The sequence below is a fragment of the Ruegeria sp. AB5 genome (assembly GCF_056542645.1).
Genome location: NZ_JBQGAE010000017.1, coordinates 58,311 through 79,545 on the forward strand (window position 1 = coordinate 58,311; position 21,235 = coordinate 79,545).

The 21,235-nt window shown below is 60.0% G+C and carries 22 protein-coding genes; 12 read left to right on the forward strand and 10 right to left on the reverse strand.

From position 1 onward, the window contains the following. The first annotated feature begins 10 nt into the window (after positions 1–10). From ACR0L4_RS20570 to ACR0L4_RS20580, 3 genes are read left to right on the forward strand one after another with little or no spacing between them, the layout of a single operon-like run. Positions 11–1,039 (forward strand): ABC transporter permease, encoded by a 1,029-nt coding sequence (locus tag ACR0L4_RS20570; protein ID WP_170754034.1) that lies wholly within the window; start codon positions 11–13, stop codon positions 1,037–1,039. Continuing rightward, on the forward strand, positions 1,036–2,190 hold the full coding sequence (locus tag ACR0L4_RS20575; protein WP_480514866.1) for an ABC transporter permease: 1,155 nt from the start codon (positions 1,036–1,038) through the stop codon (positions 2,188–2,190). The genes ACR0L4_RS20570 and ACR0L4_RS20575 overlap by 4 nt, the downstream gene beginning before the upstream one ends. Further along, positions 2,187–3,542, forward strand: a complete 1,356-nt coding sequence (locus tag ACR0L4_RS20580) for a CoA transferase (RefSeq protein WP_170754036.1) — start codon at positions 2,187–2,189, stop codon at positions 3,540–3,542. Before ACR0L4_RS20575 ends, ACR0L4_RS20580 begins: the two co-directional genes overlap by 4 nt. A gap of 88 nt (positions 3,543–3,630) precedes the next feature. Here the strand turns inward: ACR0L4_RS20580 and ACR0L4_RS20585 are convergent, their stop codons facing one another. Continuing rightward, the gene (locus ACR0L4_RS20585) at positions 3,631–6,000 is read right to left on the reverse strand and encodes a mechanosensitive ion channel domain-containing protein (protein WP_480514867.1); all 2,370 of its coding nucleotides are present in this window, start codon (positions 5,998–6,000) and stop codon (positions 3,631–3,633) included. Between the two features lie 390 nt (positions 6,001–6,390). Here ACR0L4_RS20585 and ACR0L4_RS20590 point away from each other — a divergent pair, with 390 nt between their 5' ends. The 7 genes from ACR0L4_RS20590 to ACR0L4_RS20620 are packed head-to-tail and all read left to right on the forward strand — an operon-like array spanning position 6,391 to position 12,884. Beyond that, positions 6,391–7,605 (forward strand): glycosyltransferase family protein, encoded by a 1,215-nt coding sequence (locus tag ACR0L4_RS20590; RefSeq protein ID WP_480514868.1) that lies wholly within the window; start codon positions 6,391–6,393, stop codon positions 7,603–7,605. After that, on the forward strand, positions 7,602–8,849 hold the full coding sequence (locus ACR0L4_RS20595; protein ID WP_480514869.1) for a glycosyltransferase family 4 protein: 1,248 nt from the start codon (positions 7,602–7,604) through the stop codon (positions 8,847–8,849). The genes ACR0L4_RS20590 and ACR0L4_RS20595 overlap by 4 nt, the downstream gene beginning before the upstream one ends. Then, entirely contained in the window at positions 8,849–9,925 is a 1,077-nt protein-coding gene (locus ACR0L4_RS20600; RefSeq protein WP_480514870.1) for a glycosyltransferase family 4 protein, read from the forward strand. The genes ACR0L4_RS20595 and ACR0L4_RS20600 overlap by 1 nt, the downstream gene beginning before the upstream one ends. After that, the gene (locus ACR0L4_RS20605; protein WP_480514871.1) at positions 9,922–10,506 is read left to right on the forward strand and encodes a histidine phosphatase family protein; all 585 of its coding nucleotides are present in this window, start codon (positions 9,922–9,924) and stop codon (positions 10,504–10,506) included. The genes ACR0L4_RS20600 and ACR0L4_RS20605 overlap by 4 nt, the downstream gene beginning before the upstream one ends. Next, a complete protein-coding gene (locus ACR0L4_RS20610) occupies positions 10,503–11,645 on the forward strand; it encodes a glycosyltransferase family protein (RefSeq protein ID WP_480514872.1) in 1,143 nt (380 codons plus the stop codon). Before ACR0L4_RS20605 ends, ACR0L4_RS20610 begins: the two co-directional genes overlap by 4 nt. Then, positions 11,642–12,394 carry a polysaccharide deacetylase family protein gene (locus tag ACR0L4_RS20615; RefSeq protein ID WP_480514873.1) on the forward strand — a complete coding sequence of 251 codons (753 nt, stop codon included), beginning with the start codon at positions 11,642–11,644 and terminating at the stop codon, positions 12,392–12,394. The genes ACR0L4_RS20610 and ACR0L4_RS20615 overlap by 4 nt, the downstream gene beginning before the upstream one ends. Positions 12,395–12,407: 13 nt before the next feature. Further along, positions 12,408–12,884, forward strand: a complete 477-nt coding sequence (locus tag ACR0L4_RS20620; RefSeq protein ID WP_170754046.1) for a class I SAM-dependent methyltransferase — start codon at positions 12,408–12,410, stop codon at positions 12,882–12,884. Here the strand turns inward: ACR0L4_RS20620 and ACR0L4_RS20625 are convergent, their stop codons facing one another. Then, positions 12,885–14,027 carry an alpha-D-ribose 1-methylphosphonate 5-triphosphate diphosphatase gene (locus tag ACR0L4_RS20625; protein WP_170754047.1) on the reverse strand — a complete coding sequence of 381 codons (1,143 nt, stop codon included), beginning with the start codon at positions 14,025–14,027 and terminating at the stop codon, positions 12,885–12,887. Between the two features lie 52 nt (positions 14,028–14,079). Between ACR0L4_RS20625 and ACR0L4_RS20630 the strand changes: the two genes are divergently transcribed. Then, on the forward strand, positions 14,080–14,763 hold the full coding sequence (locus tag ACR0L4_RS20630; RefSeq protein ID WP_480514874.1) for a DUF1045 domain-containing protein: 684 nt from the start codon (positions 14,080–14,082) through the stop codon (positions 14,761–14,763). Here the strand turns inward: ACR0L4_RS20630 and ACR0L4_RS20635 are convergent. Genes ACR0L4_RS20635 through phnG form a run of 8 tightly spaced genes read right to left on the reverse strand, consistent with a single transcriptional unit; the run spans position 14,745 to position 20,341 of the window. Continuing rightward, complete coding sequence (locus ACR0L4_RS20635; protein WP_480514875.1) at positions 14,745–15,293, reverse strand: phosphonate metabolism protein/1,5-bisphosphokinase (PRPP-forming) PhnN; 549 nt, start codon at positions 15,291–15,293, stop codon at positions 14,745–14,747. The two genes, ACR0L4_RS20630 and ACR0L4_RS20635, sit on opposite strands and share 19 nt — an antisense overlap. Beyond that, positions 15,290–15,973, reverse strand: a complete 684-nt coding sequence (phnL, locus tag ACR0L4_RS20640; RefSeq protein ID WP_480514876.1) for a phosphonate C-P lyase system protein PhnL — start codon at positions 15,971–15,973, stop codon at positions 15,290–15,292. Before phnL ends, ACR0L4_RS20635 begins: the two co-directional genes overlap by 4 nt. 22 nt (positions 15,974–15,995) lie before the next feature. Then, positions 15,996–16,766 carry a phosphonate C-P lyase system protein PhnK gene (phnK, locus tag ACR0L4_RS20645; protein ID WP_480514877.1) on the reverse strand — a complete coding sequence of 257 codons (771 nt, stop codon included), beginning with the start codon at positions 16,764–16,766 and terminating at the stop codon, positions 15,996–15,998. Continuing rightward, positions 16,763–17,623, reverse strand: coding sequence for an alpha-D-ribose 1-methylphosphonate 5-phosphate C-P-lyase PhnJ (locus ACR0L4_RS20650; protein WP_480514878.1), 861 nt, complete (start codon positions 17,621–17,623; stop codon positions 16,763–16,765). Before ACR0L4_RS20650 ends, phnK begins: the two co-directional genes overlap by 4 nt. After that, complete coding sequence (locus ACR0L4_RS20655; protein WP_480514879.1) at positions 17,620–18,216, reverse strand: HAD family hydrolase; 597 nt, start codon at positions 18,214–18,216, stop codon at positions 17,620–17,622. The genes ACR0L4_RS20650 and ACR0L4_RS20655 overlap by 4 nt, the downstream gene beginning before the upstream one ends. Beyond that, the gene (locus ACR0L4_RS20660) at positions 18,213–19,304 is read right to left on the reverse strand and encodes a carbon-phosphorus lyase complex subunit (RefSeq protein ID WP_480514880.1); all 1,092 of its coding nucleotides are present in this window, start codon (positions 19,302–19,304) and stop codon (positions 18,213–18,215) included. Before ACR0L4_RS20660 ends, ACR0L4_RS20655 begins: the two co-directional genes overlap by 4 nt. Before the next feature lie 3 nt (positions 19,305–19,307). Next, positions 19,308–19,883, reverse strand: a complete 576-nt coding sequence (phnH, locus tag ACR0L4_RS20665; RefSeq protein ID WP_170754058.1) for a phosphonate C-P lyase system protein PhnH — start codon at positions 19,881–19,883, stop codon at positions 19,308–19,310. After that, positions 19,883–20,341, reverse strand: coding sequence for a phosphonate C-P lyase system protein PhnG (gene phnG / locus ACR0L4_RS20670; protein WP_480514881.1), 459 nt, complete (start codon positions 20,339–20,341; stop codon positions 19,883–19,885). Before phnG ends, phnH begins: the two co-directional genes overlap by 1 nt. 102 nt (positions 20,342–20,443) lie before the next feature. Between phnG and phnF the strand changes: the two genes are divergently transcribed. Continuing rightward, the gene (phnF, locus tag ACR0L4_RS20675; protein ID WP_170754060.1) at positions 20,444–21,154 is read left to right on the forward strand and encodes a phosphonate metabolism transcriptional regulator PhnF; all 711 of its coding nucleotides are present in this window, start codon (positions 20,444–20,446) and stop codon (positions 21,152–21,154) included. Positions 21,155–21,235 lie beyond the last annotated feature (81 nt).

The window sequence follows — 21,235 nt, forward strand, 5'->3', positions numbered from 1 at the left end:
GAGCAGCTAAATGGTCATGCTGCGCTACGTGGTGTATCGCTTTTTCACGATGCTGCTGACCCTGTTGGTGGTCTCAGTTCTGGTTTTCGTCATCATCAACCTGCCCCCCGGCGATTATCTGAGCAACCAGATCGCCGAACTTCAGGCCTCGGGCCAATCGGCGGGTGTGGCCAAGGCTGAATTCCTGCGCACCGAATACGCACTGGACCGCCCCATGTGGGAGCAATACCTGATCTGGATCGGCTTCTGGCCCGGTCCCCACGGGTTCGAAGGCCTGTTGCAGGGGAACTATGGCTGGTCCTTTGAGTTTGACAGACCCGTGTCAGAGATCGTGGGCGATACACTCTGGCTGACCGTGGTGGTCAATCTGGCCGCAATTCTGTTCGTTTATGCGGTTGCCCTGCCCCTTGGCGTGCTTGCCGCTGCACGCTCGCGCACATGGATCGACTATACCTCGGCCTTTGTTGGATATCTGGGTTTGGCGACCCCGAACTTTTTGCTGGCGCTGATACTGTTCTACTATGGGCATCAGTATTTCAACCTTCCCATCGGCGGCTTGATGGACCCCAGGTTCGAAGGCGAACCGATGAGCTGGGACAAGCTGAAATCCATCCTGCTGCACCTGATCGTGCCCACCTTCGTCATCGGCACGTCGGGGGCCTCGGCGATGATGCAGCGCCTGCGTGCGAATATGCTGGATGAGTTGGGCAAGCCTTACGTTGAAACCGCGATTGCCAAAGGCATGGCGCCCTCGCGGATGCTGACCAAGTATCCGTTGCGCGTGGCGTTCAATCCGTTTGTGGCCGACATTGGCAACCTGCTGCCGTCGATGGTGTCCGGCTCGGTTCTGGTCTCTGTGGTGCTGGGCCTGCAAACCATCGGCCCGACGCTGCTGACGGCTCTGAAGACACAGGATCAGTTCCTGTCTGCGTTCATCCTGATGTTCGTCGCCCTTCTGACCCTGATCGGCACCATGATCTCGGACATCCTGCTGGTTATGCTTGACCCGCGTATCCGATACGAGGGGCGCGAAGCATGACCGACCGCCCCGACAATCGATACGTCGATGACGCACCCTTCGACCCTCAGGCCTCGGTCCAGCAGCTGGAGCGCGCGGATCTGGATGCGCCGAACTGGGTACTGGTCTGGCGCAAATTCAGGACGCACAAGCTGGGCCTGATCTCGGGTATCTTCCTGCTGCTTTGCTATCTGATGCTGCCATTCGCCGGATTCATCGCACCCTACGGTCCCAACGACAGGAACGGAGAGCACCTTTATGCGCCGCCCCAGTCAATCAACTGGTTCCACGAGGGCGAATTCGTCGGCCCGTTTGTCTACCCGATAACCGCTGAAGCAGATCTGGAAACCTTCCAGTGGAAGTTTGTGCCGGACACAGACGACCCACGCCCGATCAAGTTCTTCTGCGAAGGTTCCGAATACCGCCTGGCCGGATTCATCCCATCGGACACGCACCTGTTCTGCGCCCCTGATGACACGACACTGTTCCTGTGGGGCTCGGACCGGCTGGGACGCGACATTTTCAGCCGCATCCTGTACGGCGCGCAACTGTCCTTGACCGTTGGCCTGATCGGCATCTCGGTCTCGTTCTTTCTTGGTATCCTCTTTGGGTCAATCGCCGGGTATTTTGGTGGTCGCATCGACTGGACCATCAACCGCGTGATTGAAGTTCTGCGCTCGCTTCCTGAATTGCCCTTGTGGCTGGCCCTATCTGCCGCCGTGCCATCAAACTGGAGCCCGGTCGCGGTGTTCTTCATCATCTCGATCATCCTTGGCATCCTAGACTGGCCCGGGCTAGCGCGATCTGTCAGGGCCAAATTCCTGTCCTTACGCGAAGAAGAATACGTCCGCGCCGCCGAGATGATGGGTGCAAGTTCAGGTCGGGTCATTCGCAAGCACCTATTGCCGAACTTCATGTCTCATCTCATCGCCTCGGCCACCCTATCGATCCCGGCAATGATCCTGGGTGAAACAGCGCTGTCCTTCCTCGGCCTTGGCCTGCGCGCGCCTGCGGTAAGTTGGGGCGTGATGCTGAACGACGCGCAGAACCTCGCGTCGATCGAGATCTACCCCTGGACGGCCATTCCGATGCTGCCCATCATCGTTGTCGTGCTGGCTTTCAACTTCCTCGGCGACGGGTTGCGCGACAGCCTTGACCCGTATCAGCAATGAGCCTGCTTGCATCTCTTCCGGCGACAGGCAGCTATCGCACCACGGGCACCGGAGCGCTGCCCAGCGCCTTTGCCGTGTCTGAACTGGCGACAGCCAGCTTTGCCGCCGTCGGTCAAGAACTGGCTCGGTTGATGGTGGCAATTAATCTGTCACAGAAAGAACCCGAGGTCACAGTCAACCATCGTCTCGCTTCGCTGTGGTACCGCTTTTCTTTCAAACCCGATGGCTGGGAGATGCCCAGCCTATGGGACGCCATCGCAGGGGACTACCGCGCGTCGGACGGTTGGATCAGGTTGCACACCAATATTGCGCGTCACCGTGCGGCCGCCTTGAAGGTCCTGGGGACCCCCGCAGATCGTGATGCGGTCACGCAGGCGCTGCGCGGCATGAATGTGTCTGATCTAGAAAACAGCATTATCGCCGAAGGTGGCGTCGCGGCCGCCATGCGAAGCCGGACTGAATGGCTGGATCACCCGCAAGGCCGTGCTGTCACCCGCGATCCGCTGATCAACTGGCAGGGTCCGCGACATGTCACCCTGCGCGACCGACCCGAAGCGACGATCGCGCGTCCGTTGGCAGGGCTTCGGGTTCTCGATCTGACCCGTGTTCTCGCAGGCCCTGTCTCGACCCGCACCCTGGCCGGATTTGGTGCCGATGTGCTGCGTATCGATCCACCCGGTTGGGATGAACCCGGTATCATTCCCGACATATCGCTGGGCAAGCGTTGTGCCTATCTGGACCTCAAGACCCCCGATGGGTTGGAGAAATTGCACGGGCTGTTGTCCCGTGCAGATGTCTTGGTTCACGGCTACCGGCCCGGCGCTTTGGACGCGCTTGGGCTGGGCAAAGCGAAACGGGATGAATTGGCCCCAAACCGTATCGAGGTCACTCTGGACGCCTATGGCTGGCAGGGGCCATGGGCCACGCGCCGTGGGTTCGACAGCCTTGTTCAGATGAGCGCGGGAATTGCTCATGCCGGAATGGAATGGGCAAATTCGGACAAACCGACACCCCTGCCTGCGCAGGCCTTGGATCACGCCACCGGATACCTGATGGCCGCGACCGTTCTCTCCGCCATGGCTGAGGCCGCATCCGGCAGTTCCGCCATGCTGGGGCACCTGTCGCTTGCCCGAACAGCGGAACTTCTGGCCATCCTGGGCAAAAGCGAAGCCGGGCAAGACGCAATCGATGCGACGCACACAGACTACATGACTGACCCGGAAACCTCGGGTTGGGGCACCGGTCATCGTCTGAAGCCCGCACTCAGCGTCGGTCAAACAAAGATGCAGTGGGATCGGCCCGCCGCAAAGCTGGGAACATCGGACCCTCAGTGGCACGACGCGACCGCCTGACTTACCCGCCGCGCGGCACGCGCGGCCCGGCCCAACGCTTTGGGCAGCGTCTCGTCAGAGACGCAGTCCCAAGGGGCGGGAGCAGCCGCTAGCGGTCGTCGCCTCCCGGTCCGATGTCGTCCAGATAATCCTCATCAATCGCGGCCTGCACGGCTCCGGTCACGGCGTCGCGCTGCTTGGGCGTCAGGTCTTCAGCCTCTTTGCCATCGGCCAACCGCACGGTGACCTCACGATGGGCGAACCTGATGCCTTCCTGGGCAAACAGTTCTCGGATCTCCTGATAGACCTTCTTGCGCACGAGCCACTGATCCCCCGGCTTGGTCATGAACTTGACCCGGATGATCATCGCTGAATCCTGCATCTCGATCACACCCTGCGATTTCAATGGCTGGATGAAGTTCTCACCGATCACCGGATCGCTCAGCAGCTGCTGGCCCAGCTTCTTGATGAGTTTTCGAACCTTCTCGACATCCGTATCGTAGGTCACCCGCAATGGCAGCTTCATGATCACCCAGTCGCGGGAATAGTTGGTCAGCACCTTGATTTCGCCAAAGGGGATGGTGTTCAGAGCGCCCAAATGATGGCGCAGCTGGAAAGACCGAACCGAGATTTTCTCGACAGTCCCCTTCACATCCCCGATGTCGATGTACTCTCCCTTGCGGAACGCATCATCCAGCAGAAAAAACGCGCCCGAGAAGATGTCACGCACCAGCGTCTGCGAGCCAAAGCCAACGGCCAACCCGATCACACCAGCACCTGCAAACAGAGGGCTGACGTTGATACCCAGTTCCATCAGCACGATCAGCACGATGGTGACAACCACAACGGCCAGAATTGCCCCCCGGAACAGCGGCAGCAGCGTTGCCAAGCGGCTCTGTCCGCCTTCTCCGCCTTCGTCGCCCAGTTCTGCTTCGCCGTCATCAGCGACTTCTTCGGCGATTTTGCTGTCGATCCAGATGCGGAAGAAATTGAACAGGATGTATCCGATGAACAGGATGACCATCACATCCAGCGCACGCCCGATCGGCAGATCCTCGCTCCAGCTTGCCTCCGGGTTCCAGATCACGACCAGCGCATAGAGCCCAACAACAAAGGCCAGGATACCAGCTACGCGTCGGGCAAGATCCTCGTAGGTCAGAATCGTGTGTTTTCTTTGCGCGGCTTCAGGGGTGGTTGACGGTGCCTCGTCCTGAGACGTTTCAGCATCGGCGTTTTTCTCGTCCATCTTCCGGTTGCGGTCGAAATACCGCTCCAGCAGATAGTTCATCGCGCCGTAGGCCACGACAACCGACATGAAAATCGCATAGCTGCTGGCGACAATCGGGACCGAGTTGTCGTTCTCCAGCACCAGATCAACGGCCAGTTTGCACCAGCTGAACACGATGTAGACGCTCAGCACAGGCGCCCAGGCAAACGAGATGAACCGCAATATCCAGGACACCTGAGAAGGCGCACGTCCGCCCCGGATGGCGTTTGAAATGGCACCAGCATTGAACAGGATCATCAGTATATTGAGAAATGCACCAAACAGGGTCAGGCAACCATAGACCAACGCATACACATTGTAGTTCAACCCGAAATCCGCCACCCAGGTGGAAAACAGAACCACCGAAACATCATAGGTCGCGACCGCCGATGCCCAGATATACAGTCGTTTAGCATGACGGTCCGAAAAGGGCGGCAGGCGGTACTGGCTCAGATAAGGCGACAGAACCATCCGCCACAGGTCCGAAATTGTCCGAGCCATGAAGTATGCCGTGAAAATCGCCGTCACAGTGAACTGGATCGAAATGTCTTCAGCCTCGCCAAAGAACAGATACCCCACGATGAGCGCCATCAACATGGCGAAGATCGTACCGCCGATCCCCATCAGGAACCGGAACACCAGAAACGGCATTTTTTCGCGATAGCCCTGCGGATTTTCCTTTATCCGGGCCACGACCCAGCGTCTTGCGAAACGTTTGCCATAGATCTCGGTGGACAACCATCGTCCCAGCAAAAGGAAGACAATGTTCCACCCCAGCACCTCGACATAGGTCTGGATACGGCCATCGGGGCTGGTTTGGCGCAAAATGTACTGCACCTCGAACACGGAATACGGCAGCGCCTCGAGACGCGACTGAACGGACGCGCGAAACTTGGAGAACCGCTCCTGTGCCTGCATCAGTTGCGACGATGCGGCCATCGGGTCGGCTTCAGCCTCGGAGGACGCGCCATTTGCCTGAGACCCCGAACTTGTGACGACCTGCCCGGCACTGTCGATCACGATCACGCTGGCCCCGGCCTCGCTGGCGGCCCGGATCGCATCCGCAAGCTCACTATCCGCAGTCGTCTCAGCGGTGTCGGACCCGGATGAATAGCCCGGTATCAGCGACGCCTGTGCGGCCACATGTGACGGGGCGGCCAGTATCAGAGTGAAAACTGCCAGTACGACCGCGGCCAGAAAGTTTGGTTTCATAAGATGTTGCATCCAGTTTTGCAGATGGGGGACACCGTACAGAACCTGTCGGTCCGGTTCAAATCCTCGCTCCTGGCAAGTTTGACAACCTGGGAATGCGTGTTTTGCGCGCACAATCCAGCACAGATGTTTCCAATCTGACAAAAATTGAATATGAGCGCTCGCAAATGGGTTCTCTGCCTTTTTGGCTGACTGTTTCGATCATTCTGCGGGGAATGCCAAACACTGGTGCAAAATGGGTCAAAGCCATCAAATTCCTGTTGCCAAATCGCCATGCTTGGCACATTTGCGTGCAGGCAAATTCCTCTTTGGCAAGCACAGCCAGAAATTATACGATACCGCTTGCAAACGCGCGGAAATAGCACTGAGTCCAAGAATACAGGCGAACGTATGAGCCTAGGCAAAAACCAGAATACCCCGGGCCGCGCGCCGCGCCTGCTTTTTTACAGCCATGACACGTTTGGTTTGGGGCACTTGCGACGGTCGCGCGCGCTGGCGGCCGCAATAACAGAAGCAGACCCCAGTGCCTCGGCTCTGATCCTGACAGGTTCGCCGGTGGCCGGACGGTTCACTTTTCCCCGTCGGGTTGACCATGTGCGCCTGCCCGGCGTGACCAAGCGTGCCGACGGATCGTACGCTGCGCGCACGATTGGCATGGGCATTGATGAAGTAACCGAGTTGCGATCGGGCCTGATCCAGACTGCCATTGAACAGTTCAATCCTGATGTGCTGATCGTCGACAAGGAACCGACCGGCTTTCGCGGCGAGCTTCTGCCGACGCTGGAGTATCTGGAACATTCCTGCGACACCAAACTGGTTCTGGGCCTTCGCGACGTATTGGACGAACCCGAGGTTCTGGCCGCGGAATGGGAGCGCAAGGATGCGATTGCCGCGACAGACCGGTTCTATCACGAGATCTGGGTCTACGGCCTGCATTCGATCTACGACCCGACCAAGGGCCTGCCCCTAAGCGCTGCAGCACGGGCACGCCTGCATTGGACAGGATACCTGCGCCGTGACCTCGGCCCTGTCGGGGAATCGCCCGAACAGCCTTATATCCTGATCACGCCCGGCGGCGGCGGCGATGGCAAGGCAATGGTCAATCTGGTCCTTTCTGCCTACGAGCAGGACCCGACCCTGTCGCCCCGTGCAATCCTTGTCTATGGCCCGTTTCTTTCCGGCGAATCCCGGGACGAGTTCGAAACCCGTGTCGCCGCTCTGAATGGGCGTGTTACCGCCGTTGGGTTCGAATCCCAAATTGAAACCCTGTTTGCCGGAGCTGCCGGCGTCGTCTGTATGGGCGGCTACAACACGTTCTGCGAGGTTCTGTCCTTTGACAAGCGGGCCGTGATCGTACCACGCACAACGCCTCGGCTTGAACAGTGGATACGGGCGTCACACGCCGAAAACCTGGGTTTGGTCCGCATGTTGGACGAACAGCGCGACGGCTTGAGTGCCACTTCGATGATCCGTGCCATCCGCGAGTTGCCCCGTCAGCCCCTGCCCTCGCAGGCCATCAGCGATGGGTTGCTGGACGGGCTGGACTATGTAACAGACCGGGTCGATGCACTGCTGAGCCGGGAACAGGAACGGGCCACCGGATGACATCCCCAGACCCGAAACTCGCGGTGCTGGTCAAGGGATGGCCGCGCCTGTCCGAGACGTTCATCGCGCAGGAACTGGTCGCCTTGCAGGAGGCGGGGCACAGGTTTGATATCTGGTCCCTGCGCCACCCGACCGACACCAAGCGCCATCCGCTGCATGATCGGTTTGCCGGTCACGTGCACTATCTGCCGGAGTACCTCTATCAGGAACCGCAACGCGTCTGGGCTGCGCGAGCCGTCGCTCAGCGCCTGCCGGGCTATGCCGAGGCATACAGTATCTGGCGGCAGGACCTGCGACGCGATCCGACCCACAACCGTATCCGTCGCTTTGGGCAAGCCTGCGTATTGGCCGCAGAACTGCCCGACGCGACGCAGGCGCTTTATGCCCATTTCATGCATACGCCCTCATCGGTGGCCCGCTATGCAGCCATCATGCGTGCGGTGCCATGGAGCTTTTCGGCGCACGCAAAGGATATCTGGACTTCACCCGACTGGGAAAAACGCGAAAAGCTGCAGGCGACGACTCATGGCGCCGCCTTTGGTGCAACATGCACAGCCGTCGGGGCAGTGCATCTGCGCGACCTCGCCGACGATCCCGCGCGCGTCGACCTGATCTATCACGGGCTGGACCTCACCCGGTTCCCGGCCCCGCCGGACCGCAAGCAGCGCATAGCGGATGAACCCTTTCACATGCTATCTGTCGGACGGCTGGTCGAGAAAAAAGGCTTCGACCACCTGATCGACGCATTGGCGTTGTTGCCGGATTCACTTGACTGGCACTGGACCCATATCGGTGGCGGTGCATTGGGGGACGCTTTGCGCGCGCGAGCGATCAAAGCCGGTATCGCGGACAAGATCAGCTGGAAAGGGGCTTGCGATCAGCCAGAAGTCATCCAAGCCATGCGCCAGTCCGATCTGTTTGTCCTGCCCAGCCGTATTGCCACGGATGGCGATCGGGATGGGCTGCCGAATGTCCTGATGGAGGCCGCGTCACAACGGTTGCCGATCCTGTCGACGCCGGTCTCGGCCATTCCGGAATTCATTTCCTCCGGGACCCACGGTCTCTTGTCCGATGACGACCCGAGGGCTTTGGCAGCCGCGATGCTGGCGCTTGCGACCGACCCCGCGGACACCGCAACAATGGCCGCCGCTGCCTATGACCGCCTGATTGCCGAGTTCCGGATGGACCCCGGCATTGCAAGACTGTCGCAACGCCTGACAGCACTCTGCGCGGAAACGGTCTGATGACCCGCGTTGCGTTCTACGCGCCCATGAAATCTCCGAGCAGCCCGACCCCTTCGGGCGACCGCGAAATGGCGCGGAACCTGATGCGGGCCATTGCCGCCAATGGCGACCCTGTCGATCTGGTGTCTCAGCTGCGCATCTACGACAAAACTGGCGATGGTGCCGTCCAGCAATCGCTGCGTACAGCTGCGCAGGCTGAGGCGCAGCGTCTGATGGATGAGATGCCGCAGGATACGAGCCTTTGGGTGACATATCACAACTATTACAAAGCCCCGGACCTGATTGGACCGCAGATCTGCGCCGCGCGCGGCATCCCCTACATTCAGATGGAAAGCACACGGGCAAACAGCCGTCTGAAGGGACCGTGGGCGGATTTCGCCCAAGCAGCACACGATGCCTGCGACGCAGCAAAAGTCATTTTCTACCATACCGCAAATGACCTGATCACGTTGGAGCGCGATCGCTTTGGACAACAGAAACTGATCGAGCTGCCACCATTCCTGCCTTTACCCGACTTGCCACCGCAAAGCGCAACCGAAGGTCCGATGCTGGCGGTGGGTATGATGCGGTACGGCGACAAATTGGCCTCGTATCAGCTGTTGGCAGAGGCTTTGTCCATGCTCACGGGTGATTGGCAGCTGCATATTGCAGGCGACGGCCCAGCCCGGGCGCAGGTCGAGGCGCTGATGGCCCCTTTTGGCAACAAGGTGATCTTTCTCGGCCAACTGGACCGGGATAGCCTAGTCCGCATCTATCAAACCTCTGGCTTTCTGGTCTGGCCGGGCGTGAATGAAGCCTACGGAATGATTTATCTCGAGGCTCAGGCAGCGGGCCTGCCTGTGGTGGCTCAGGACCGTCCGGGTGTACGGGATGTTCTTGCACCGTCCGAATACCCCTCGGTCAATCAAGGCGCGCAAGGTCTGGCGCAATGCATCCAGCACCTGTTGCAAAACAGCACAGACAGGAAAGATTTGGGGCAGGCGGCCAGAAAATACATCGTCGACCATCACTTGATGCCCGCTGCAACGTGGAAGTTCTGGACCACTGTTCGCCCGATGCTGGAGGGTTCGGCATGACCCGATTGGCCCTTCTGCGCCATGGTCATACCGCTTGGAACCGCGCCGGGCGGATTCAGGGGCGCAGCGATATCAATTTGGATCCCGCAGCACGAGCCGAGTTGTCCACCTACGCTCTACCCGCCACATGGCAGGCAGCCCAACTCTGGGCGAGCCCGCTGCGGCGCGCCAAAGAGACCGCGCTGATTATCTCGGGCCGCTCTCCTTTGACCAGCGGCGCCCTGATCGAGATGAACTGGGGGGAATGGGAAGGGCAGCGCGGCGTCGATCTGATCGAAGATGAATCCAGCGGGTATCGACATATCGAAGACTGGGGTTGGGACTATCGCCCCCCGAACGGAGAAAGCCCGGCAGAGCTTTGGGATCGTCTCACCCCGTGGCTGGCGGATTTGCAGCAAGATGCGCTTGCGGTGTGTCACATCGGTATCATGCGGGTCATTCTGGCGCGCGCCTGGGGTTGGGATTTTGATGGGCCCGCCCCTTTCAAAATCAAACGCAACCGGCTTTTTGTCATCGACATCGCCACCATGACACCCGACCCGGAACCGGTTCGCCTGAGTAAGCGTGGAGGCACCGCATGAACGTCATGCTGATCGTCACTCATTTGCTGGGGACCGGGCATCTGAGCCGTGCGCTGACGCTAGGCCGGGCCTTTGTCGAGGGCGGGCATACGGTGCTGGTCGTGTCCGGCGGAATGCCCGCACCCCAACTGGACAGTTCCGGCCTGACCGTGTTTGGTCTGCCGCCGTTGCGCTCGGACGGGACCGATTTCACCCGTCTCCTGACGGAAGACGGTCAGGTGGCGGACGACGCCTACCGGACGGCCCGCAGCGCGGCGCTGGTCCAGACCGTTCTCTCGTTCCAACCAAATGTCCTGATCACCGAACTTTACCCCTTCGGCCGCCGTGCTTTGGCAAATGAATTCTCAGCAGCGCTGAACGCCGCGCACGAGCTGGCGCAACGTCCGATCATCCTCAGTTCGGTCCGCGATATTCTGGCACCTCCGTCAAAGCCAGCGAAAGTCGAGCGCGCTGATGACATCATCGAGAGGTTCTATGATGGGGTTCTTGTACACGCCGATGAAAGTGTCACGCCGCTGTCTGTCAGCTGGCCTGTCTCGGATCGTCTGGAACCGCTGTTGCATTATACAGGATTTGTCGCGCCGGACCCGCCTGGTGCCCATCCCGAAGCATTGGGAGACGGGGAAATCCTTGTCAGCGCGGGTGGTGGATCGGTGGGGCAACCGATCTTTCGCGCGGCCATCGAGGCCGCCCGAAAGATGCCCAACAGGCGCTGGCGCCTGTTGGTTGGCGGTCGCGACGCACGGGATCGCATTTCTGAGCTGTCGGACCTGGCCAAAGGCGTTTCTGTGACCGTTGAAGGGGTTCGCCCCGATTTTCGGCAGATGTTGCCGCATGCGGCCGCTTCGGTCAGCATGTGTGGCTACAACACTGCACTGGACCTGCTGCAATCCGGTACTCCGGCGGTTCTTGTGCCCTTCGATGACGGCAAGGAAGTTGAACAAGGGCTTCGCGGAAAAAGCTTGTCGGAACTATCGGCGATGGAGGTGCTCGATAGCCGGAACCTGAGCGACACAGCTCTGACCGATGCTCTTCTTCGGGTCATGTCCGACGCTCCTCGGACACCGCAGGGCTTCAGCTTTCACGGAGCGCGGCGTAGCGTGGAGATTGCGGAAGAACTTTGGGACACCCGCGCATGACCCCAGACTGGCACGTTTTGGATCAAGAGCTGGAACACTGGCGCGCGCAGGGTCTGTCTTTTCCTCTTTGGTGGCGGGATGATGATGCGATTGCTTGGACCCCGCAGCTGGAACGCCTGTCCGATCTGTCCAAACGGCTTGGGCTGGCGGTGCATGTCGCGGTTATCCCGTGCGATGCCAAACCGGATTTGGCCGACTACATGGCGCGGACACCGAACTTGATACCGGTCGTCCATGGTTGGGCGCACAAAAACCATGCACCGCCGGACGAAAAGAAATCAGAATTCCGCCTGCACCGCCCGATTGCCCAGATTGTAGAAGATGCGGCGGCAGGAATTGCGCAGTTTCGCACGCTGTTCGAACAGGATTTCAGGCCCATGTTCGTGCCACCCTGGAACAGAATCGCGCCCGAGGTCGCGGTGCATCTTCCCAAACTCGGCTATCGTATCCTGTCGACCGCAACGCCACGACCCAAGGCTTATGCAGCACCGGGTTTGGAGCAGGTGAACACGCATATCGATCCTATTGACTGGCGCGGCACACGTGGGTTGGCCTCGCCGGACGCACTGATCAGAAGAACCGCTTTTGTGTTGCGCGACCGCAGAGAGGGTCGCACCGACCCGTCCGAGCCACTTGGCGTATTGACCCACCATCTGGTCCATGATCAGGAGATATGGAGCTTCACCGAAGCGTTGTTGCAAAGACTGCTGGGCGGACCTGCGCTGATCTGGACCGCCCCGAAACACTGATACGGAGACCTCGATGAGCCGACTGGATTCAATGTTGCGCCGCCTGACAGCCCAGCGCGACGGTCTGAACTGGGCCGCGGCACGGATCGCAGAGAAAACAGGCGACGTTCTGGACATGGGTCTGGGCAACGGGCGGACCTATGATCATCTGCGCGAGATCCTGCCCGGCCGTCGTATCTGGGTCATGGACCGGGTCTTGCAATGCCACCCGGACAGCACCCCGCCAGACCAGGACTTTCTGCAGGGCGAAGCTGAACCGATGCTGGACAAACTGGCAACCGAAGGCCGCAAAATGGCGATGGCCCACTACGACCTTGGGCGTGGGATCAAAAAGGACGATGTGGCCGAGGCCGCGCGTCTCAGCCCCTTGATCGCACGGGTGATGCAACCAGGTGGGCTGCTGATTTCAGGCCAGCCGCTGGTCGGGTTCGATCAAATTGAAGGGCCCGAGACGATCGAGCCCGACCGCTACCTGTTCTATCTGGCCTGATCAGGCCACACGCCGCCCCCGCGACCATACCGCGCTTAGCGCCGGGACGCCTCCGCGCATGCGGAAGCGGATCAAGTCGGCGCGCAGCCCAGAGCGCAATGCGCCCCGGTCCTGCAATCCGGCAGCCTGCGCCGGGGCCTGCGTCACGGTCTTAAGTCCGCGCGCCATGTCGCCCCACGTCTCACCCAGCCGTACAGCCGACAACAGCAGGGCCGACGGCACGTAATCCGAAGACAGAATGTCCAGATGGTCCATCTGAGCCAGCTCCTGCGCCGCGACATTGCCGGAATGAGACCCCCCGCGAATGATGTTCGGAGCCCCCATCATCACCTTGATGTCATGTACCCGACAGGCCCGTGCGGCCTCAACCGTGGTGGGGAATTCAGCCAGACGAATGCCGTGACCCGCCGAAACCCGGACCTGATCCTCGGTCGTGTCGTCATGGCTGGCCAAAACAGCCCCGAACCGGCGCGCGGCGTCGACGGTTTCGGCCTCATGCTTGTCGCCATGGTGATCCCGCAGGCCCTTTAGCTGGGCCACATGCTGCAGGAACGTGTCGTCGTCCATGGCGTATTTGCCTTTGATGTAAGCCTCGAACTTGGACAAATCACGGAACTGCCGCTGACCGGGAGTGTGGTCCATGATCGAAACCAGCCCAACCCGATCTTCGGGGCCAAACTCATCCAACTCGTCGACCAGTGTTTCCGAGCACACCTCGGCCCGCAGATGCAGGAAATGGCTGATCTTCAGCGCGTCCTGATCCCGAAGCTCCCACAGTTCCTTCGACAAGCCGCGCGCGTATTTCCCGTACCGCCCGGCACCCGATGGGATTGAACCTACCCGCATTGCATCAAATACTGTGGTTATTCCAGTGCTGGCGAGTTCCGCATCATGGGCAAGGATTGCAGCAGCGTGAGGCCAATCCACCTTGGGACGGGGTTGGATATGGCGTTCCAGATTGTCTGTGTGCAGCTCGACCAGACCGGGGCTGACATAGTCTCCTTCGCAGTCTGTTGCACCAGCTGGAACGGACGCCCCGATGTCGATGTCTGCAATATTCTCTCCAACGATACGAACACTGCCGATGACGGTTTCGCCGGGCAGAACAAGGTTGGCATTGGCAAGGATTATGTCTTCTGTCATCTGAACTTCACGCAATTTGAGCTATTGAACGGCCAAGCAATAGGAGGCCCATGTGACATTCACGCGATACGCGATCTACTTTGCGCCGCCAGCAGGCGCGGACTGGGCCAGGTTCGCAACCCGTTGGTTGGGGTGGGACATGGAAACCGGAACCCAGGTACTGCATCCTGTTGCTGACGGAATCGACGTGGCAACCGTCACCGAGGGTCCGCGAAAATACGGGCTGCACGCGACGATGAAGCCACCGTTTCGCCTGCGCGACGGCCAAACCATCGACGATCTGCACAACGCGTGCGCGGAACTTGCGGCATGCAATGCGCCCGTCATCTTGGATGGGCTCGGGATTGCGCAACTGGGCCGATTTCTGGCCTTGCGCCCGGTCGGGGACACCCATGCTCTGAACGCTCTGGCGGCGGCTTGTGTGCAAGACCTCGACAGGTTCCGCGCGCCCGCGTCCGAGGCGGAACTGGCGCGTCGCCGCGCCGCCAACCTGACCCCGGAACAGGATGCCAATCTGTTGCACTGGGGATACCCCTACGTGTTGGAGGCATTCCGCTTTCACATCACGCTCAGCGGCCGGTTGGACAAGGCCACGTTGATGGCCATTGAAACAGCGTTGGCAACACATCTTGCGCCGCTTCTGCCGTCGCCCTTCCGGATCGGCGATCTGGCTTTGGTTGGCGAGGCCGAGGATGGCCGGTTTCACTTGATCCATCGCTACGCCCTTTCCGGTTGAAGGCGGGTAAGAATTTCGCTGACGGTATCCTCTAACGCGCCCGAGTTGTCGATTTCGATCACCCGGTTGAGCCCTTGCGGCAACGGTGATTTGGCTCGGCCCAAGCGTTTGGCTTGTTCGCCCGTGCTTTCTCGGTCACGTGCAGCCAGCCGCCGCGCCAGCACCTGCGTGTCAGCGGTCAGAGAGATCACGATCAAATCCCCGAACACTGCCTGCGCCTGCAGCAGCACCGCACGCGAAAAGTTGACCAACACAGCCCGGCACAGCTGACGCTGCTCTGTTATCGTTGCAGGTACGCCGTACAGCAATCCATGTGCTGGCCAGTGCATGGCAAAGGCGCCGTCCAGCACCATCTGTTCAAACAGCTCGACTGAAACCCGGTCGAAATCCTCACCCTCTTCGCCTTCGGGCCGGGTAATGACCCGTCGCAAACGCTGAATTCCCGGCGCGCGCGCTTCCAGCGCCGCCATGACGCTGTCCTTGCCAACACCCGAAGGTCCGACAACCGCTATTACGGGGGCGAGGGTCATGCGGCCAGCCCGGGCGTGAACTTGGACACATCCACTTCACGGTCACAAACACGCTCACGCGCGTCGACGTCATGGAATATTCCAACAATCGCCGCGCCACGTGATTTAGCCTCTTCGATCAGCGACAGAACCGTTTCCCGATTCCGAGCATCCAGACTGGCGGTCGGCTCATCCAGCAACATCGCCGGATAGTCATGCGCAAATCCGCGTGCAATGTTTACACGTTGCTGCTCACCACCAGAAAACGTGGTCGGGCTGAGCGACCAGAGGCGTTCTGGTATGTTCAACCGCTTCAGCAAGCCCGCCGCTTTGTCCAATGCCGCCTGCCTGTCACAGCCCAAGGCCAAAAGCGGCTCTGCCACCACCTCCAGTGTCGGCACGCGCGGGACAACCCGCAGAAACTGGCTGACATAGCCAAGTGTTTCGCGCCGCAGCGCCAGGATTTCGCGCGGCTCGGCCTGCGCCACATCCAGACCGCCAACCAGCACTTTGCCGGACGCAGCCAGATAGTTGCCGTAGATCACCCGCATCAAGGTAGATTTCCCAGCGCCAGACGCGCCGGTCAGGGCAACACATTCGCCCGGCCGCACTTTGAGCGATGCGCCGTCCATCACTGGAATGACCACGCTGCCCTGGTTGTGCAGGGTAAAGCTCTTGCTCACATCATTCAGCTCAATCATAGCTTTGTCTTTTCCCAAATACTCAAACCTGCAAAACGCTGGAGACCAACAGCTGCGTATACGCATGCTGTGGATCGTCCAGCACCTGATCGGTCAGCCCGGCCTCGACCACATGACCGTCTTTCATCACCATCAGCCGATCCGCGAGCAGGCGCACAACGGCCAGGTCGTGGGTGACGATGATGGCGCTCAGCCCCATCTCACGCACCAGACCTCGCAGCAAATCCAGCAGCCGGGCCTGAACCGAGACGTCCAACCCGCCTGTCGGTTCATCCATGAACACCAGCCGAGGCCCCGTCACCAAGTTTCGCGCGATCTGCAAACGCTGCTGCATGCCGCCGGAAAATGCAGTCGGACGGTCATCGACCCGAGACGCTTCGATCTCGACCCGGCCCAACCAGTCGATCGCCTTGTCGCGGATATCGCCATAGTGACGGTCCCCCACGGCCATCAACCGTTCACCGATGTTGCCGCCGGCGCTCACTGACATCCGCAACCCATCGCGGGCATGCTGGTGCACAAAAGCCCAATCGGTACGACCAAGCATCCTCCGTTCCGGTTCGGACATGGTCACGGTGTCCACAGGACCATCCGCGCGGGTATCGAATACCACTTGCCCCGCGTCAGGCTCCAGATGACCTGCCAGACAATTCAACAGGGTGGACTTGCCAGACCCGCTTTCGCCGACGATCCCCATCACCTCGCCGGGGTAGAGATCGAAACTTACATTCGCGCATCCGATCCGCGCGCCATAGCGTTTCTCGATTCCGTTGACTTGCAAAAGGGGCGTCATGCTGCATCCTCCGTGCCCAGTCGACCCACATGCCCTGCCGCGCGGCGGGATCTGCAATAGTCCGTGTCCGAGCAGACAAACATCCGGCTGCCCGCATCATCCGTGATCACTTCGTCAAGATAGCTGTCCCCGGCCCCGCACAGATCGCAGGCGTGGTCGGCCTTGGTGGCTTCGAACGGGTAATCCTCGAAATCGAGGCTGACGACCTTGGTATGGGGCGGTACCGCGTAAATCCGCTGTTCGCGCCCCGCACCGAACAATTGGATCGCGTCCATCTCCAGCTTGGGGTTGTCGAATTTCGGGATCGGCGATGGGTCCATCACATAGCGGTCGGACACTTTCACCGGATAAGCGTATGAGGTCGAAATCGCACCGTGCTGACTGATGTCTTCATACAGCTTCACGTGCATCAGCCCGTATTCCTCAAGACTGTGCATCTTGCGGGTTTCGGTCTCACGCGGTTCGAGAAACCGCAGCGGCTCCGGGATCGGCACCTGATAGACAAGGATTTGATCCTCGGTCAGTTTCGCCTCGGGGATACGGTGGCGGGTCTGAATGACGGTCGCCGCCTCGGTTTCTTCCGTAGTTTCAACGCCCGCCGTGTTTTCAAAGAATTTGCGGATTGACACCGCATTTGTCGTATCATCCGCGCCCTGGTCGATCACCTTGAACGTATCATCTGGTGTCAGGGTCGCGGCCGAGACCTGCACCCCGCCGGTGCCCCACCCGTAAGGCATAGGCATTTCACGGCTGGCAAAAGGAACCTGATAACCCGGAACCGCCAACCCCTTGAGGATGGCCCGACGGATCATCCGCTTGGTCTGTTCGTCCAGATAGGCAAAGTTATACTCGTTCATAACAAACCTCTTTCAGTCAGCGCGATGTTTAGCGCGTGCGGCGACGTGAAGTGGATGCCGTCCATGCCCACGGCACGCGCGCCTTCAACATTGTGCAGACCATCGTCTATGAACACGCAGTCTTCTGGCGCGTGGCCTGAACGTTCGCAGAGGATCTCGAAAATCCGTGCGTCCGGCTTCATCACACCCTCTTGGCCCGACACAACAAGTGTGCCGAACACCTCGCCCAGACGTGGCTGGACCTTCAGCCCCTCGGGCCATGTCTCGGCCGACCAGTTGGTGATGGCATGGACCGGTGTGCCTTGTGCCCTGAGCCTATCCAGCACCTCCCACGTCCCATGAATCGGTGTTTCGACCGTGCGGGTGTAAAGCCCGACATAAGCCGCAAAAAGCTCCTGATCCTGCGGATCGTCCAGTTCCTGCGCCAGATCGGCAAAGCGTTCGCCATTGTCGCCCCGCGCATTGCGGACGCGAAAATCCGTACGCTCGATAAAGGCATGTGCGGCGTCCTCGGACCCCAGCGCCTCAACCCAGGCCAGATGCGGCTGCCAGTCGACCAGCACGCCCCCGATATCAAACACAACCGCCTTCATTCCGCTGCCTCCTTCGGCGTGATCCGGTCTTCCGCCTCTCGGCGAAGTTTGCGCACCAGTTCAAGTTCGGATTGGAAATCCACGTAGTGCGGCAGCTTGATGTGCTCGAGAAACCCGGTGGCCTGAATGTTATCCGCGTGGCTGAGGACAAATTCCTCATCCTGAGCGGCGGCACCCAGATTGTCCTCACCCAGTTCTTTCCACCGCAAGGCACGATCGACCAGAGCCATCGAGATCGACTTTCGCTCGGATTGGCCAAACACCAAGCCGTATCCGCGCGTGAACTGCGGCGGTTCGGTCTTGGACCCTTTGAACTGATTGACCGTCTCACATTCGGTCAGCTCAACCTCGCCGATGTCGATGGCAAAGCCCAGTTCAGGTACGTCCATTTCAACGGCAACCTTGCCAATTCGCAATTCTCCGACAAAGGCGTGGTTGCGCGCGTAGCCGCGTTGGGTCGAATAGGCCATGCCCAGAACAAACCCCTCATCCCCGCGCGTCAGGGATTGCAGGCGCAGCGGGCGGTTTGACGGAAACTCCATCGGTTCTCGTGTCAGATCGCCGGGGGTTTCGTCAGTTGCGGGTTCGTCCTGAATGATGCCTTCGTCCTTGAGGAACTCGGTGATATGCGGTGTTGGTTCGGTGCGTGCGGCGCCGTGCGGCGCTGCCGGCACCTCGCCATCCGCAGCCAGTTTGAAATCCAGCAATCGATGGGTGTAGTCGAAGGTCGGGCCCAGAACCTGGCCGCCCGGCGCGTCCTTGAAGGTGGCCGAGATTCGGCGGTCGCACGCCATCTGCCCCGTTTCAACCGGGTTCGAATACCCAAAGCGCGGCAAGGTCGTACGATAAGCGCGGATCAGAAAGATCGCCTCGATCAAGTCCCCGCGCGCCTGTTTGATCGCCAAAGCAGCCAGATCGGGATCGTACAAGGACCCCTCGGCCATGACCCGGTTCACCGCAAGACTCAACTGCTCTCGGATCTGGTCGAGGTTCAGTTCGGCAACATCCATTGAACCACGGCGTTCTTCGGACAGCCATGCGTGGGCGTTTTCGATGGCTTTTTCGCCCCCTTTAACGGCTACATACATGTCTTAGCCCTCCGCCCTGATCTGCGTGCTGCGCGGCAAGGCCGCAACCCGGTCGCCGCAGGTGAAGAAGAAATCGCATCCCAAGGGATAGAGCGCTGAATTGTGTTGCAATGCGCCGATATCCGGCAGCGACAGGTGCGTTTCATCCTTGATACCCGGGCCGGAAAGGGTCGCGCCCGTCTGATCAAGGGTATCGCACTCCACAATCAAAGTGGCCGAGCGATCCGGATACTCGGGCGTTCCAATTCGGTAGACACCAAGCGGCGAAAGCGCCTCCCAGGACCCAACTGCAAAATCAGCCTCTGACGCGGAAACCAGGGGTGCGCCCGTGTGAAAGGTCAGCCATTTGCGGACGGCGTCCGTATCGACGTCTCCGGCCAGATGCAGTTTGGTTTCCGGGTCACACAGCGTCAAAAGCAATGTGGCAGCGGCCACAGACAGGGGCTCTGGCGGTACGGCTCCTGTCACACCGCGGATTTCACCAGGGCGCGCCATCACTGTCATAGCAGCACGGAAAGCATGGGCCGCCTGTATCGGCGCGTTGTCAAACCCGCCCGAGAATTGCGTTTGGCCCACCATCAGTCTTCTCCCCGAACCATCGTGAAGAATTCGACCTTGGTCGCGGCGGCTTTGGCAGCTCGCGTAGCTTTGGTCGTCTGCATCCGCTGCTTCAACGGATCCAGGATTTCAGCACGCAGCGCACCAGCCGCCGCGGTCTGCATCATCGCATCAATCAACGCCGCAGCCTCGGCCTTGGGCTTTGAGCGCCCCTGTACATACCCATGCCCGACGGTTCCGTCTTCCAGAACGACCGAACAGCGCGTCACCGTCATTTCCCCCAGGTTGAAAGGGGCACCGGTTCCGCCCGCGCGTCCGCGGACCATTACGCCGCCCACTTCGGGCCTGCGCAACCACTCAAAACGGGGTCGGTCAGAAAGATCGTTCCACAACGCCAGCATCGCATCTTCTGGCGCACGTGCCAAAAGGCCCATCCACTCCTGACGCGCGGCCGTCGCAATTTCTGTCTGATATGTCATCAAAGCCTCTTGGCGGGGTTGTCTACATACACTATACAACTAGACAAATATTAACGCGTGAGCCTCGCCGGGGCAATCGAAACTCTGTGAATATTTGATGACATGAACAAAACACCCATCTGGAAAAGCATCGCCCTCATCCTGACGTCGGATATCGCCGAAGGACGGTACCAAACCGGAGATCGCCTGCCGACCGAAGCGCAACTGGCCGCGACCCATGGGGTCAATCGCCATACGGTACGGCGGGCGTTGTCGGATATGGCTGAGAGGGGGTTGGTGCATGCACGGCGGGGTGCAGGCGTCTTTGTGACTGCCCGCCCAACGGATTATCCGATTGGCAAACGGGTCCGGTACCACCAGAACATATCAGCCAGCGGCAAGATTCCCGGCAAAAGAATACTGGCCCTGACAACCCGCGCCGCCGATGAGACTGAGGCCGAGGCCTTAAACCTGAAACCGGGTTCTGCAGTGCATGTCTATGACGGACTGTCCCTGGCTGACGGACAACCCATTGGCCTGTTCCAAAGTGTCTTTCCGGCCGAGCGATTTCCCAATCTGTTACAGGCCCTCAGAGACACCCAGTCGGTCACCAAAGCGCTGCAAAGCTGCGGTGTGGCTGACTACACCCGCATCTCGACCCGATTGACGGCCCGAGCCGCGACCGCAACGCAGGCGCTGCATTTGCACCTGACAGAAGGCGCTCCGGTCCTGTTTTCCACTGGAATCAACGCCGACCCGAACGGCTCTCCCGTAGAATACGGCAGAACTGTTTTTGCCGGGGAAAAGGTGACGCTGACCCTGAATGAGGACTGACCCAAAAAGGGCTCCCGCCGGTCTTCAACCTCCTTGCGGAGGTCTCATCCCGTTGGGCCCGGCGCCGCGCACTGCGCGGCG